Annotated in this window: 10 protein-coding genes; 5 read left to right on the top strand and 5 right to left on the bottom strand. The window is 36.4% G+C overall.

The features are described from left to right. Positions 1 to 18: 18 nt before the first annotated feature. The 3 genes from prwr041_RS11435 (at position 19) to prwr041_RS11425 (ending at position 2,908) form a co-directional block, all read left to right on the top strand. Entirely contained in the window at positions 19 to 1,497 is a 1,479-nt protein-coding gene (locus tag prwr041_RS11435) for an alpha/beta hydrolase (protein WP_207153896.1), read from the top strand. An 83-nt stretch (positions 1,498 to 1,580) separates the two neighbouring features. Next, positions 1,581 to 2,324, top strand: coding sequence for a peptidylprolyl isomerase (locus tag prwr041_RS11430; RefSeq protein WP_207153895.1), 744 nt, complete (start codon positions 1,581 to 1,583; stop codon positions 2,322 to 2,324). A gap of 266 nt (positions 2,325 to 2,590) precedes the next feature. After that, on the top strand, positions 2,591 to 2,908 hold the full coding sequence (locus tag prwr041_RS11425; protein ID WP_207153894.1) for a hypothetical protein: 318 nt from the start codon (positions 2,591 to 2,593) through the stop codon (positions 2,906 to 2,908). A gap of 1,970 nt (positions 2,909 to 4,878) precedes the next feature. On the opposite strand, the gene ppdK is transcribed toward prwr041_RS11425, so the two are convergent. Beyond that, positions 4,879 to 7,599 carry a pyruvate, phosphate dikinase gene (gene ppdK, locus prwr041_RS11420; protein ID WP_207153893.1) on the bottom strand — a complete coding sequence of 907 codons (2,721 nt, stop codon included), beginning with the start codon at positions 7,597 to 7,599 and terminating at the stop codon, positions 4,879 to 4,881. Positions 7,600 to 7,817: 218 nt separating this feature from the next. Here ppdK and rlmD point away from each other — a divergent pair, with 218 nt between their 5' ends. Continuing rightward, entirely contained in the window at positions 7,818 to 9,257 is a 1,440-nt protein-coding gene (gene rlmD, locus prwr041_RS11415; RefSeq protein WP_207153892.1) for a 23S rRNA (uracil(1939)-C(5))-methyltransferase RlmD, read from the top strand. A 32-nt stretch (positions 9,258 to 9,289) separates the two neighbouring features. After that, positions 9,290 to 10,399, top strand: coding sequence for a porin (locus prwr041_RS11410; protein ID WP_207153891.1), 1,110 nt, complete (start codon positions 9,290 to 9,292; stop codon positions 10,397 to 10,399). A gap of 76 nt (positions 10,400 to 10,475) precedes the next feature. On the opposite strand, the gene prwr041_RS11405 is transcribed toward prwr041_RS11410, so the two are convergent. From prwr041_RS11405 to prwr041_RS11390, 4 genes are read right to left on the bottom strand one after another with little or no spacing between them, the layout of a single operon-like run. Next, the gene (locus tag prwr041_RS11405) at positions 10,476 to 12,404 is read right to left on the bottom strand and encodes an NAD(+) synthase (protein WP_207153890.1); all 1,929 of its coding nucleotides are present in this window, start codon (positions 12,402 to 12,404) and stop codon (positions 10,476 to 10,478) included. A gap of 31 nt (positions 12,405 to 12,435) precedes the next feature. Next, on the bottom strand, positions 12,436 to 13,638 hold the full coding sequence (locus prwr041_RS11400) for a DUF2027 domain-containing protein (RefSeq protein WP_207153889.1): 1,203 nt from the start codon (positions 13,636 to 13,638) through the stop codon (positions 12,436 to 12,438). Between the two features lie 12 nt (positions 13,639 to 13,650). Continuing rightward, positions 13,651 to 14,901 (bottom strand): S-adenosylmethionine:tRNA ribosyltransferase-isomerase, encoded by a 1,251-nt coding sequence (locus prwr041_RS11395; protein ID WP_207153888.1) that lies wholly within the window; start codon positions 14,899 to 14,901, stop codon positions 13,651 to 13,653. A 29-nt stretch (positions 14,902 to 14,930) separates the two neighbouring features. After that, a complete protein-coding gene (locus prwr041_RS11390) occupies positions 14,931 to 15,464 on the bottom strand; it encodes a phosphatase PAP2 family protein (RefSeq protein ID WP_394370796.1) in 534 nt (177 codons plus the stop codon). Between the last annotated feature and the right edge of the window lie 176 nt (positions 15,465 to 15,640).

Genomic DNA, 15,640 nt, shown 5'->3' with positions numbered 1-15,640 from the left:
TGATAATATCTAGCAATAATGAATAAAGTGATTCTATCATGTGCAATATGGCTTCTAACTTCAGCCTTTGCATCAGCGCAATCTCCCACAATTGCCGACCTTAAACCTGACACAATAAAGGTTACTACAGGATATACTATGAAATTCCATTCTGCGATTCTTAATGAAGACCGCACGATTATGGTTTCTGTTCCTGAAGGATATGCTACTTCAAATAAGAAATATCCAGTAGTTTACATATTAGACGCTCAATGGAGTTTTAATCACGCTTCACAAAATCTTGCATGGCTGTCTAGCCCAGATAACAAAGTTATTCCACAATCAATTGTCGTTGGTATAAGTTCGGGAGGAGATAAACGTGAACACGACCTCACACCTACTATTGGTACAGGAAATGGTGGAGGAGCTGATAGTTTATACATGTTTATTAAAAAAGAAGTGATACCATTTGTAGAACAAAACTACCATACATACAATTATCGAATACTTGGTGGTGCATCTTATGGTGGACTATTCGTGATGAATGCATTTGTAAAAGACCCTTTATATTTTAATGGCTACATAGCAATGAGTCCTAGTATGTGGTGGGACAATCAGATTGCTTTGCAAAACACAGAAAAGCTACTTTCTAAATCGACACAGCTCCCCACTCGCCTATTCATTACGTTGGCAAATGAGGGAGAGTCAATGGGAGTTGATTCGCTGGCATCATTGCTAAAAAAATATTCACCCAAACAACTTGTATGGAGATATGACAAGCATCCTGACGAAATACACAACACTATTAATTATAAGGGAATTTGGGATGGCGTGAAATTTATATTTAGCAACTGGTCTTATCCTTTGGTTGACTTCGCCTCTGCTGAAAAATCTTTCACGGTCCCATCAAAAGATAAAACAGTAGCGAATCCAAAGATAGCAAAAGTGTCAACAGCAGATTTGATTAACTATAGTGGACTATACCAAGATTCGTATGGAAGATTAATTTCAATAGAGAAGTTGCAGAATTCTCTTGTTATCTCATGTGATAGTTTGCCTTCGTTTACAGTATATCCTGAGTCTAAAAACAAATTCTTTATTAAAACAGAGACGGCTCTTAATGATATGCACTTAAAGAATGCACTCATTCAGTTTGAATTTTCTCCTAAAGATTCACTTACGATGTATGCAAATGGCATAACATATTTCGGCGCTAAGAAAGTTATTTCTTCACCATTAATATCGCTTTCTGAACAGTCTAAGAAAGAATATGTTGGCAACTATATAGCATCTATTCCCAGTAATAGCTTTAAAATTTCGATAGTTAACAACTCGCTTATGATATCAACAGGCATGGCTACATCAAAAATGTATGCTATAGCAACAAATAAGTTTTTAATAAGGATTAGCGGTTTAAATCTTGAAATTACATTCACAAAAGACGATTCAGGCAAAATAGACAAAGTACACATATCGAAAGACGGCGAGATGCTTATGACTGCCAACAAATCAAACTAATGGTTGTTGATAGTCTGAAAAAAGTATTTAAATACCAAGTAGACTATTTCAAATACTTTTTGTAACTTTGTAATCAAAAAAATATGGCAAGCAGAATTAAAATCAAGACAACAGAGGGTGACATCATTGTTCGCCTTTACGACGAGACACCTCTTCACAGAGATAACTTCATCAAATTAGCTAGCGAAGGATTTTATGACGGAACATTGTTTCATCGTGTAATAAAAGACTTCATGATTCAAGGTGGTGACCCAGATAGTAAAGGTGCACCAGCTGGAAAGAATCTAGGTGCTGGTGGACCAGATTATACTATTCCAGCAGAATTTGTGTACCCGCAACTCTACCATAAGCGTGGAGCATTAAGTGCAGCACGTCTAGGAGATGAAGTGAATCCTAACCGCGAAAGCAGTGGTAGTCAGTTTTATATTGTATGGGGTGACACTCTCAAGTCACAGGAACTAAAACAGCTTGAACGTCAAATGGCTATGCAACAAGAACAAACTGTTTTCAATCAAATTACGCAAGAACATAAAGCTGAGTTAATGGATTTGCGTCGCAATAAAGACCGTGCTGGAGTCCAGGCATTACAAGAAAAACTTGTTGCTGACACAAAGGCAAAATGCAAGGAGATTGGTATTCCAAAATTTACAGCCCAACAAGTAGAAACATACACCACAATTGGCGGAACACCATATCTTGACAACCAATACACTGTATTTGGAGAGGTTGAAAGTGGACTTGATGTTGTTGAGAAAATACAAAACAGTGATACATCACGTAACGATCGCCCAAAAACAGACATCAGTATGACTGTTGAAATTATGTAACCCCAAAAGTCTCACGGTTTAAAATAGATTTAAGACCGTGAGACTTTATTATCAAGTCTGCCTAACCTACATATTTAAGCCTATAATGCATTGCATCTACTGTTAGATATGCTATATCTAAATTCTCTGATAAGTTAACATTGAACATATACTGTATTTATTCTTACTGAACTAGCAGTATAAATATAGATAAAAATAATATTTATTCATAAAGACATTGTTTTTATGCAATATATTATATATATTTGCAAAAAAAACAAATAGTTATGAACATAATGATAATAATAGATAGCAGAAATGCAAAAGAAATGGCAGATTTATATGCCAAGCTATTCAATCTTAAAATTGAAAAAGTTGATTTTAAGTCAATAGATATTTACAACTGTAATGATGATTGCGGCGGTTTTACCTTTATCCAATCAGATAAAGACACTACCGGCATTAGGTTTACAGTAAGAGAATCAAATAAAAATGCTATTAGAAAAAGAGCCATTGGTTTAAAATTAGAACGGTTACATGATAATTCTGATGACTCTTTCTTTGAAATAAAAGATCCACAGAACAACACCATTGGTATTGTGTAAAAATTTTACTAAGCAAATACATATATATAAACAGAACAATTACTCCTGTTATATATCAAAAGTGGCATTAAGCCCTAGATTACATCTGTTTTTAGCGTTTTTTTTATTTACATATATTGCTGTCCGATAAACTAAAAATAAGATATAGATAGTTCCCGGAGCCCTTTTAAATAGGACTTCGGGTTCACTTCAAATGGAACCAGTCCTAATTATATGACTATGCTATTTTTATCGGACAGCTATATTTTATTATAATAAACAACATTACGCAATACTAGCATCATTGCCCAAATTCTCCATTATTATATTTATCTTTTTCTCATACCATGATACAATCTGATGGGAAAAATTATATTGGGTGACATCAAAAGACGGCAAAAAATCAATCTTTACCTAGTCTAGAAATTCATTATGGCAGAATTTATTAAGGATCCCTGACAACAATTCAAAGTCATTTTGATTGATATATCCCTTTCTTGTCAACCAATTTAAATAGGTCTTATATTGGCTCAGTTCGTAAACTTGGGGGATTTAACAATTCTACTCATAAAGTTTAGCAACTCAGAAAAGGAAGAATCTGGGCTTAGTTCATAAGTTTGGGCTTACTGTGTTTAAATTAAATCGTCAATAAAATTAAGATAATAAAAAGATTAATATTTAATAGATCAGGGATAAAAATTACTAAGATCAAAGACCATTTACCGAAGACATCCCCCTCTAATAAATAAATAATCCCAAAAAAAAATATAGAACAAACCTACATTATATACATTTTTGACTTAAACGATTAACAATCAATATATTAACCCATGTATATTAGTGCCTTTTCCTACATCTTTCCTACATGATTCCTACATTATAAGCACACATTTTTGCATGAAAAGATGAATTTTGATGATATCGCAATACGAAATTCTCTTTTTAGGTTGGAACATTAGGTCGTGTATCCGACTGTAAAGCAAATCATCATGATGCCTTTCTTAGAAATTATGAATATCGGAATCTTATTTTTATTTATAAATTAAATTCATAAAACAAACTGATTTATAAACCATCTTGATACATCAACCCTTTTAGTAAAGGATTTCAGAATACGTAAAGTATACCAGTAATGATTTAAAAATATGTATAGTGTTTCAGAATGTATAACTACAAATGTGTATATTGATTCCGATCATAGTCAAAATGTATGAAGTACAACAAATATAAAATTACCTTTTTCGGAGCGTCTTTGGGTAATAAGGGCCTTATCACTCTGCAAAGCATGTAGGATTACCGAGTGATTAGGCCCTAATCACTCCCTAAAATGTATAACAACGGACTTACCTACATGGCCTAACATATTGTATAACAATACGTTTCGCAAAAACATGTAGGAAACGGCATTAAAAGATCTGAAAACAAAAAATGTTTTTGATCATCATAATCCTATTGGTTTCATAATTTGACTGATGGAAAGAACTATATTGGAGAGAATCGTGTGATTAATTTTGATAAAGTAATATAGAATTTCTAATTTGCACATAACAAGATTCTTCCTCTTTTGGGTTGCTAAAAACAATGCGTAGAATTATTAAATCCACAAGTTTATGAACAGAGTCGAAGTCTGCTTTGATGTTAGATAAGACTCCATTAAGAATAAACCTATATTATACAAATAGCATAATTATGAAAAAAACGCAAAAAATAGGTGTACTCTAGGACTTAATGTCACTTTTAGCCCGATAATGTCACTTAATGTCACTCGCTAAACCCTTATAAACACAGGGTTTGTGACATTATGACATTAGTGGCATTAAAAAAACTTTTTCTAGTAATTAAGATTAATAGTTTTTTAATATCATGATCATTATAAACATATACTTTTGTTCTACCAATTATATAAGCAAAAGCGCACTTTAAATTATTAGGCGGCCCCCCCTACTATATCAGGGAGAACCGCCTAAATAATTGATATTTAAATCTTAGCTTTATTCTTCAATCGCAGCTTGAGCCGCAGCAAGTCTTGCAATAGGAACTCTGAAAGGTGAACAACTTACGTAGTTCAAGCCTACCTTGTGGCAGAACTTAACTGAACTTGGTTCACCACCATGCTCACCACATATTCCACACTTCAAATCTGGACGAGTTGCACGACCTTTCTTTACTGCCATCTCAACAAGCTGACCGACACCTGCCTGATCCAGAACTTGGAAAGGATCAACCTTAAGAATCTTCTTATCAATATATACAGGCAAGAAACTTGAAATGTCATCACGACTATAACCAAATGTCATTTGAGTAAGGTCATTAGTTCCAAAACTGAAATATTCTGCTCTTTGAGCAATATAATCAGCTGTGAGGGCTGCACGTGGAATTTCAATCATCGTACCAACCTTAAACGGTATTTCAACACCTTCTTTTTCAAATATCTCTTTAGCTGTAGAGCGGATAACTTCCTCCTGAGCATCAAACTCATTAACTATACCAACTAAAGGAACCATTATTTCTGGTTGAGGATTATAACCTTCTTTCTTTAATTCAATAGCAGCCCCAATAATAGCACGAGTCTGCATAGCAGTAATTTCCGGATAAGTATTACCAAGTCTACAACCACGATGTCCCAACATTGGATTATGTTCGCTCAACAAATTTACACGATGCTGAATTTGATCTACAGAAATGCCCATTTCCTTAGCCATGATTTTTTGACCTTCAATATCATGAGGAACGAACTCATGCAAAGGAGGGTCAAGCAATCTAATATTAACAGGACAACCGTCCATCGCTTTAAAAATGCCATAGAAATCCTGCTTCTGATAAGGCAGAAGTTTTTCCAAAGCAATCTCACGACCTTCTTTCGTATCAGCAAGGATCATCTCGCGCATTGCCTTTATCTTTTCGTTCTCGAAGAACATGTGTTCTGTACGGCAAAGACCAATACCAACAGCTCCGAAATTGCGAGCAACCTCAGCATCATGTGGAGTATCAGCATTAGTGCGAACAACTAATTTGGTATATTTTTTACAGAGATCCATCAGTTTGGCGAAATCACCAGTAACCTCAGCTGGCTTAGTCTTAACCTCACCAAGATAGACCTCACCGGTAGATCCATTCAGTGATATGTAATCACCTTCGCGAACAAGAACTCCGTCAATCTCTACAGTTCTATTTTTATAGTTTATATTGATAGCTCCTGCACCACTTACACAGCATTTACCCATGCCACGCGCAACAACAGCAGCATGACTAGTCATACCACCACGAGCAGTAAGAATACCTTCGGCAGCATTCATTCCAGCTAGATCTTCAGGACTGGTCTCTATACGAACCATGATAACTTGATGACCCTCATCGTGCCACTTTGCAGCATCATCAGCAAAGAAGACAACTTGTCCACAAGCTGCACCTGGACTTGCAGGAAGACCACGAGTAAGAACCTTTGCAGAAACTAAAGCCTCTTTATCGAAAACAGGATGAAGAAGTTCATCAAGTTTATTTGGTTCACAACGCTCAAGAGCTGTTTTCTCGTCAATATCTCCCTCATGAAGCAAATCCATAGCAATCTTTACCATAGCTGTACCAGTACGCTTACCATTACGAGTCTGTAGGAACCAAAGATGTCCTTCCTGAACAGTGAATTCCATATCCTGCATATCATGATAATGCTTCTCTAACTTATCTTGAATATCATTCAATTGTGCGAAAATCTCAGGCATTGCCTCTTCCATTGAAGGATATTTAGATGCACGAATTTTTTCATCAACAGACTGTTGCTTAGCCCAACGCAAAGAACCTTCCTTCGTAATCTGCTGAGGTGTACGAATACCAGCAACAACATCCTCTCCCTGAGCATTTACTAGATATTCACCATTGAAAAGGTTTTCACCAGTAGCAGCATCACGGCTAAAGCAAACACCAGTAGCACTAGTTTTACCCATGTTACCGAATACCATAGCCATCACACTAACAGCTGTGCCCCACTCTGCAGGAATACCTTCCATCTTACGATAAAGAATAGCACGCTCATTCATCCAAGAATCAAATACAGCACAGATGGCACCCCAAAGTTGATCCATTGGATTTACAGGGAAATCAAATCCTGTCTGTTCCTTGATCGCAGCCTTGAATTCAGCAACGAGCTGTTTCAACTCGTCAACATTCATTTCATTGTCTAGAGATATTCCACGCTGTTTCTTTACCTTAATGATAATAGCTTCAAAAGGATCAATATCCTCCTTATTTACAGGCTTCATACCCATAACAACATCACCATACATCTGAACAAAACGACGATAGCTATCGTAAGCAAAACATTCATTGCCTGTTTTACGAGCTAAGCCTTCAACGACTTCATCGTTCAATCCAAGATTAAGAATAGTATCCATCATACCTGGCATACTTGCGCGTGCACCAGAGCGTACACTCATCAAAAGGGGATTTTCTATATCACCAAACTTTGAATTCATCAAAGTTTCAATATGTTTTACTGATTTTATTACATCGTCTTTAAGAAGATCGACGACCAGTTGTTTGCCTTTTTCAAAGTATTCATTACAAACATCGGTAGTTATTGTAAAGCCAGGAGGAACTGGTACTCCAATAAGATTCATTTCGGCTAAATTAGCTCCTTTTCCGCCAAGCAGATTTTTCATATCTGCCTTACCTTCCGCCATACCATTTCCAAAGGTATAAATTCTTTTTTCACTCATAGTTGATTAGGTATTCTAAATGTTTTTATACGTTAAAATTTCAAATTCATAATGCAAATATAATGTAAATATATTAATAGCCAAAACTTTTATATGCTTTTTTGCAAACTAGACCTTACATTTTAGGATGTTAGCGGACACAGAATAATTTAATTACACAGTGAATAAAGGAATTTGGGATTATTTTAGTAATTTTGCACGGAAATAATAATATATATATGACAAGAAAACATAAGCCATACCCTATATTGGAGAATGTCGAGATTGAAGCTATTGCAGCTGAAGGCAAATGCCTCTTTCATCATGAGGATAAAGTAGTATTTGTACCTTTCTGTGTTCCTGGTGACATTGTTGACATACAGATAACAAGAAAGAAACACAGCTTCATGGAAGGACGTGTTATTAAATTCATTCAATATAGTAAGGTACGCACTACCCCAATGTGTTCTCACTTCGGAATTTGTGGTGGTTGCAAATGGCAGAACCTACCTTATGAAGAACAATTAAAGGCAAAACAGCAACAGGTTTTTGATCAACTTACTCGCATTGGTAAAATAGAACTACCAGAAATAAATCCAATTCTTGGAAGTGTTAAGACAAGTGAATATCGCAATAAACTTGAATTCGGTTGCGCTAATAAGCGTTGGTATACGCAAGAGGAAATAAATGCGATGCCACCTCGTGAAGAAGGAAAAGAAGGTAATCTGAATGAAAGTGCTATCGGCTTTCACATTACAGGAGCTTTCGACAAAATATACCCTATTAAGAAATGCTGGCTTATGGACGATTTCCATAACTCTATTCGTAATGAAATACAAAGATACGCAAAAGAAACGGGTATGACTTTCTATGACATTAGAGCACAGCACGGATTGCTACGCGACATCATGATGAGAAATTCAAATACCGGTGAATTCATGGTTCTGATTCAGTTCCATTATGATGTTGAAGGTGACGAAGACAGAGCTAAAGCATTACTTGAACATGTAGCCGACAAATTCCCAGAAATAACCAGTCTAATCTATGTAGACAACCAAAAGGGAAACGACACATTCGGAGATTTAGAACTTACCACATTCAAGGGAACAGACTTTATATATGAAACGATGGAAGACCTTAAATTTAAAGTAGGTCCAAAGAGTTTCTACCAAACAAATACAGACCAAGCTTACCACCTATATTCCGTGGCAAGAGACTTTGCCAACCTATCTGGTAACGAACTTGTATATGACCTATATACAGGAACAGGAACGATTGCAAACTTTGTTGCTCACAAAGCAAAAAAGGTTATAGGTATAGAATATGTACCAGAAGCAATAGAAGACGCAAAAGTAAACAGTGAAGTCAACAATATCACCAATACGTTATTCTATGCCGGTGACATGAAAGACATTCTTACAGATGATTTCATTGCTGAACACGGACATCCAGACATTATTATCACTGACCCACCACGTGCAGGAATGCACCAAGACGTGGTAGACGTGATACTAAACGCAGCACCAAAGAGAATCGTTTATGTAAGTTGTAACCCAGCAACACAGGCGCGTGATTTAGCTTTGATGGATGCTGAATATAAAGTAGCCAAGGTACAACCCGTGGACATGTTTCCACACACTCCACATGTTGAAAATGTTGTGCTATTGGAAAAAAAGTAGAAAAACATTTATTAAGAGAGTATAAATATAATATGAAAAAACTTTTATTAATTACAACGATGGCATTAGCTGCAATATCCAGCAATGCCCAAGAGTCTAAACCATTGTTCAACAATATCAAACTGTCAGGTTATGGTATGGCCCAGTATACTTATAAAGGGCAAAAGGACGAAGAAAGCAACAGTTTCAATATTAGAATGTTGCGTCTTGTTCTTGACGGAAGAATCCAGAATGACTTTTATTGGAAAGCCCAGATTCAATTTAATGGCAACACATCTACACTTGGAAATAGTCCTCGTGTTGTTGACTTGTTTACAGAATGGCAGAAATACGATTTCTTCAAAGTTAAAATTGGACAATTCAAACGTCCGTTTACATTTGAAAACCCTCTTCACCCTATTGACGAAGGTTTTATGAGTTATAGTCAAGCTGTTTCAAAACTAGCAGGATTCAATGACCGCAATGGCGAACAGGCAAGTAACGGCCGTGATATCGGTTTGCAAATCCAAGGTGATTTCCTAAGAAATGGTGAAGGTAGAAATCTTCTTCATTACCAAATCGGTGTATTCAACGGACAAGGTACCAATACTAAAGATGTAGACCAACGCAAAGATATCATTGGTGGCTTCTGGATAATGCCTGTAAAGGGGATGAGACTTGGAGCATTTGGCTGGGAAGGTTCTAGTGCAAGAAAAGGTACATGGAAAGATGAAAATGGTGAAACACAAACAGGTGTTCGCTCATTACCAAAATATAGATATGCAATAAGCGGTGAATATATTGCCAACGATTGGACATTCCGTTCTGAATACGTTCACTCAACAGGTAAAGCATTCAAGACTACAATAAACAGCAATGAAGACAATTCTAAATGCGATTTAAACACTACTATTGGTGACAAAGCTGATGGTTTCTACGGAATGGTTATAGCTCCAGTTGTAAGCAAAAAATTATATGCAAAAGTTCGTTACGATATGTATCGTCCAAGTGCAACATGGGCTACTTCTAACACACAATACGAAGCTGGTGTAAACTATATGATTAATAAGAATTTCCAAATAGATTTGGAATATGCACGAGTTAACAATCGTGCTCAATCTGATTACAACATATTAGACGCACAAGTTGATTTCAGATTCTAAGATAAAATTGCTATATTAAGTAGCAGACTATATGAAATAATAAAGGCATCCGAATCGGATGCCTTTATTATTTATATTATAATTCTTCGCATTCCTTTATCCAAAGTGTGCTTGCTGCATCACTTGGCATTCGCCAATCACCACGAGGACTGAGACTTACGCTACCCACTTTAGGTCCATCAGGTAGACAGCTGCGCTTGAACTGTTGCGCAAAAAATCTCCGACAAAAGGTAGTAAGCCACTTCTTTATAACTTCATCGTTATAAGTGTTGTAGAAAGCCTTTTGTGCTAACATAAAAATCTTACGTGGTCGGAAACCAAAGCGTAAGAAATAATACAAAAAGAAATCATGCAACTCGTAAGGTCCTACAAGGTCTTCTGTCTTCTGTTTGATATTTCCATTTTCATCTGCTGGAATAAGTTCTGGACTTATAGGAGTATCAATAATATCATTCAAAATAGCAGAAGTTCCACCTTCCATCGTTTCAGCAACATATCTAACAAGATATTTAATCAAAGTCTTTGGTATACTTGAGTTGACACCATACATACTCATGTGATCTCCATTGTATGTTGCCCAACCAAGAGCCAACTCAGAAAGGTCACCTGTTCCGATAACCATTCCATTCAGCTTATTGCTTAAATCCATAAGTATCTGAGTGCGCTCACGTGCCTGACCATTTTCGTAAGTAACATCGTGAACACTTATATCTTGACCGATATCCTCAAAATGTTGTGTAACACTTTTTGCGATACTAACTTCACGAATTGTAATGCCAAGTCGTTTCATCAAACTTAAGGCATTATTATAAGTACGATCGGTAGTTCCGAAACCAGGCATAGTGACACCTACAATACCACGTCTTTCCAGTTGCAGTTTGTCAAATGTCCTAACGCATACAAGTAAAGCCAACGTAGAATCAAGTCCACCACTGATACCAATGACTACAGATTTACAATTGGTATGCACGATACGCTTAGCCAACCCCATAACCTGAATATTGAAAATCTCCTCGCACGACTTTTTCATGTCATCTGTATGAGGAATAAACGGATGTGGGTCAACTTCACGTTCCAATTTAAAATCAGATTTCACGTCAATTCCATGGCAATCAACATCATGATCACCTATAATAGCATTATGTTGCGCTGTAACGAAAGTTGTATTGTTTCTTCGTTCTGCACGCAATCTCTCGACATCAATCTGCGCAGTTACAATCTGGGCTGACAAAGAGAATCTCTCGCCCTCAGCAAGTAACTTGCCATTTTCATGTATAATAGCATTACCTCCATATACAACATCCTGAGTACTCTCACCAAATCCACAACTGCTATAAACATATCCACACATTGTGCGTGCACTCTGTTGAGACAAAAGAGTCTTGAGATAGTCATGCTTTCCGATAAGTTCATCAGAAGCCGACATATTAAAAATTATATCAGCACCAGCCAAAGTAAGATTATTGCTTGGTGGTGTCGGGGCCCAGACATCCTCACAAATCTCAACGCCAAACCTTACTCCCTGAGAAGTAGTAAAGACTGGAGATTTAGCAGGCATAATCATCTTGTGTCCAGCAAAACGAATTTCTTCATGGCACAAATCAGCAGAAGACGCAAACCAACGTCGCTCATAAAACTCGTTATAGTTTGGAAGATATGTTTTTGGAACAATACCCAAGATTTCTCCTTGCTGAATCACTACTGCACAATTCAACAACAAGTCACCAGCTATAACCGGAACGCCGACAATAGTTATGATATTAAGTTTTCTTGTAAAATCCAGCAATATCATAACCGCTGTCTCAGCAGACTCTAAAAGGATATCCTGACGAAATAAATCCTGACAAGAATATCCTGTAACGGAAAGCTCCGGAAAAACTATAACTTCAACGCCCTGTCCTTCAGCTTGAGCAATAAGATTCTCAATCTGGGCAGTGTTGTATTTTACGTCACCGACTTTCACTGACGGTATGGCACTTGCGACTTTTATAAATCCGTAATTCATTATTACTACAAATTATATTCTACTTAATGTCTTATCGTATAGTAACTTGAGTGGCACCGTATCCATATTCTTGGAAAGAAGCATCCTGATAAGCATATTTTTTATATCTATAATGTAATTCATTAATTATAGAACTTCTCAGCACACCTTCACCCTTTCCATGAATGAATACTATTTTCTGTCCTTTTTTGTTTGCATATTCAGCTAAGATATCACGAAATTTCTTCATCTGATAATTCAGAATATCAGCAGTATTCATACCTGCAGTTGTATCCAATAACTCATCAGCATGAAGGTCTATAACAACGATATCATCATCTCCACGATGTTTTATCTTAAAGGCATTTCCATTTTTTCCGTCTTCATATCTGCGGATATAACTTCCTACATGCTCTTGTGATTCTTTCTTTTCATTATCAGCACTTGCAAACATTTCCTTTTTCAAAGCTTTAGGATCTATTACAAGAGGTCTTGCTGGTACATCATCAACAATGAGACTGTAAAGTAAAGCAGGAGATTCAAAAAACTGTGTATCTTGAAAAGTATGAAGCTTATAAAACTTCACTGGATCAATTCGGAACTGTGCATCCACACTAGGCTTTAATATAAAGCCCTTTTCTAATTTATATGATATAAACTGTACCGCAATGTGGTTCATATCATTAAGAGCATCACGACCGAACTCTTCAATATACAGTTTGGTATTTGGTTCTACCTCTCCTTTATATTTAAGGTTCCAACTATTACCTTCAGCTATCATGTAACAGAACTGAATATAATAGTTACTGTCGTTAACGAAATATGTTTCAAAACGAGTCGAAGTAACATTATTTATATCCATTGGAACAAATGCTATATATGCACTAAGCATATTACCGCCTTTGCGTTCCTCTACTGGCGCACGAAAAGTAACTTCCTTTTCGTCGTCAACAGTGTCATATTTATCTTCTTCATTAAGAGAAACATCAACATCATCCTGACCGTCTTTCAATAATGTCTTTATACTGCGTCCATCAGGTTCGATTCCATTTTGTTTGGATTCAGCCGCCATTTTTGAACTCACAAGTTTTGATGTTGCATAGTTATCCTCCCCAATAAGAACAACCTCGTTTATAGGGAACGGTATTTGAAAACCGTCCTCATCTTCAACGAGCACTATATTATTTCCTTGGAAACCTGCAACCTTTCCGCCACCTGTCTCACTAAGAAATCTTACTTTATCTCCAATTTTCATATTCAAATATATTTATGGAATTAATAAAGAACTGTCACCATAACTAAGGAAACGGAAATCGTGTCCCAAAGCATAATCATAAATGCTCTTCCAGTCACCTTTAACAAAAGCACTCACCAAAAGCAACAATGTGCTCTGTGGCTGATGAAAATTAGTAACAAGCATCTTCACGATTTTATATTCATATCCTGGAGCGATGATAATCTGCGTACTGCTATGCAATGCCTCTACTCCACATCTGTCTAACCAGTCAATGATATTCTGTATAGCCTGAACAGGAGAAATACCCTCTGCAATCTTTCCGTCTCTGCCATTATCATAAGGTTCCCACTGATTTACATGCAGTTCTTCCTCTGTAGCATCAGAATTAGTAGCCAACTTCACACCTATGTAATACAGACTCTCCAAAGTTCTAACACTCGTTGTACCAACAGCGATAGCATTACATTCATGATTAACCAATTTCACAAGACTATGGCGATGAACAACTATATATTCAGTATGCATCTCATGTCCATCAATCTCCTTACTCTTAACTGGTTTAAAAGTTCCAGCACCAACGTGTAAAGTCACCTCTTCACGGTCTATGCCATGTTCATCAAGTGCACTAAGCACTCTATCAGTAAAATGAAGTCCAGCTGTTGGAGCAGCTACACTACCCTTTATCTTGCTATAAACAGTCTGATAAGTAGTTTTGTCGCTTTCCTGTGTTTCCCTATTAAGGTATGGAGGAATAGGCAACTCGCCAACTGTTTCCAAAATATCAGCAAAGTTTATATTATCATTGTCCCAATCAAAATCCACCCAATAGTTTGTTCCAGTAGCACTATGCTCACTTTCATCTCTGTTTAGTGTGGCTGCCAAAGTTAGTTTTTGACCTTTAATTTCAAAGTCACGTTTCAGCGAACCATCCTTCCATTTTTTTAGATTACCAATCATACAAAGCCATGAGCAATGTCCTGTAGTCTGAAACATCAATTCGTAATCTACAGGTTCAGCCGGTTCCATAAGAAACACCTCAATCAGAGCACCCGTCTCTTTTCTAAAATGCATACGCGCTTGTATGACCTTTGTATTATTGAATACCATTAAGGCATTCTTTGGAAGATATTGTGGTAGATTATAAAAAACATCATCACTCAGACTGCCATGATTGTATATCAGAAGTTTGCTATGATCGCGTTCCTCTAATGGGAATTTCGCAATTCTGCAATCAGGCAACTCGTAGTTAAAATCACTAATTTTAATATGTTTTGTATCCATTATCAATTAATTTCTCAATATTGTTGTTTCTAAAATACATTTACTGTTGCCAAAATCAAGGCATATAATACAGTAAGCGAAAGTGTTGTTATTACCATATCTACATCAATAAAACTATATCCTGTTGACGTATATTGAGAAGATATGTAATTAATGTGAGGATTGCGCTTGTAATATAAATAGGAATACATGAAATATGCTACGGCACCACAAATCATTCCCCACAAAGTGCCGACAATTACATCAGACGGATAATGCATTCCTAAATATAATCTAGTATAAGCATTTATTGCTGCCCAAGCAAATAATCCAAAATTAAGAATTCCACTTCTCACCAATAAAGCCATGAATGTTGCTATTGCAAATGTATTTGCTGCATGAGCTGAGAAAAAGCTGAACTGATCACTGCTTACTCCATAAACGGTATCGATAATATATTTTGTAGCTAAATCATTTACCGGTCTGGGACGTGCAATAAGTGGTTTCACTATTAAGTCATCAACACCACCAGCAAGCATAACACTCAGTAGTACCCCACCAACAATAAAAAATATTTGAGCCATCGTCTCATTATTCTTCACGACGATATAAAACAACGCCAAATACAGAGGTATCCACGTAATCCCCGATGTAAGTGTTTTTATGACCCCATCGATAAAGAGATTGTCATTCTGATTAAAAAATGAAAGCAATTCTCTGTCCAATTCTATAATGCTAACAGCATCCAAAGCTTTTTAAT

It is taken from the genome of Prevotella herbatica (assembly GCF_017347605.1).
In the GTDB taxonomy this organism is placed as follows: Bacteria; Bacteroidota; Bacteroidia; order Bacteroidales; family Bacteroidaceae; genus Prevotella; species Prevotella herbatica.
This window is presented reverse-complemented; position numbering and strand designations above follow the sequence as displayed.

Excerpts from the sequence above, each read along its gene's own strand:
- ppdK (WP_207153893.1), bottom strand. The coding sequence starts at position 7,599 with ATGAGTGAAAAAAGAATTTATACCTTTGGAAATGGTATGGCGGAAGGT.
- prwr041_RS11435 (WP_207153896.1), top strand. The coding sequence starts at position 19 with ATGAATAAAGTGATTCTATCATGTGCAATATGGCTTCTAACTTCAGCC.
- prwr041_RS11405 (WP_207153890.1), bottom strand. The coding sequence starts at position 12,404 with ATGAATTACGGATTTATAAAAGTCGCAAGTGCCATACCGTCAGTGAAA.
- rlmD (WP_207153892.1), top strand. The coding sequence starts at position 7,818 with ATGACAAGAAAACATAAGCCATACCCTATATTGGAGAATGTCGAGATT.
- prwr041_RS11430 (WP_207153895.1), top strand. The coding sequence starts at position 1,581 with ATGGCAAGCAGAATTAAAATCAAGACAACAGAGGGTGACATCATTGTT.
- prwr041_RS11390 (WP_394370796.1), bottom strand. The coding sequence starts at position 15,464 with ATGGCTCAAATATTTTTTATTGTTGGTGGGGTACTACTGAGTGTTATG.
- prwr041_RS11425 (WP_207153894.1), top strand. The coding sequence starts at position 2,591 with ATGAACATAATGATAATAATAGATAGCAGAAATGCAAAAGAAATGGCA.
- prwr041_RS11410 (WP_207153891.1), top strand. The coding sequence starts at position 9,290 with ATGAAAAAACTTTTATTAATTACAACGATGGCATTAGCTGCAATATCC.
- prwr041_RS11400 (WP_207153889.1), bottom strand. The coding sequence starts at position 13,638 with ATGAAAATTGGAGATAAAGTAAGATTTCTTAGTGAGACAGGTGGCGGA.
- prwr041_RS11395 (WP_207153888.1), bottom strand. The coding sequence starts at position 14,901 with ATGGATACAAAACATATTAAAATTAGTGATTTTAACTACGAGTTGCCT.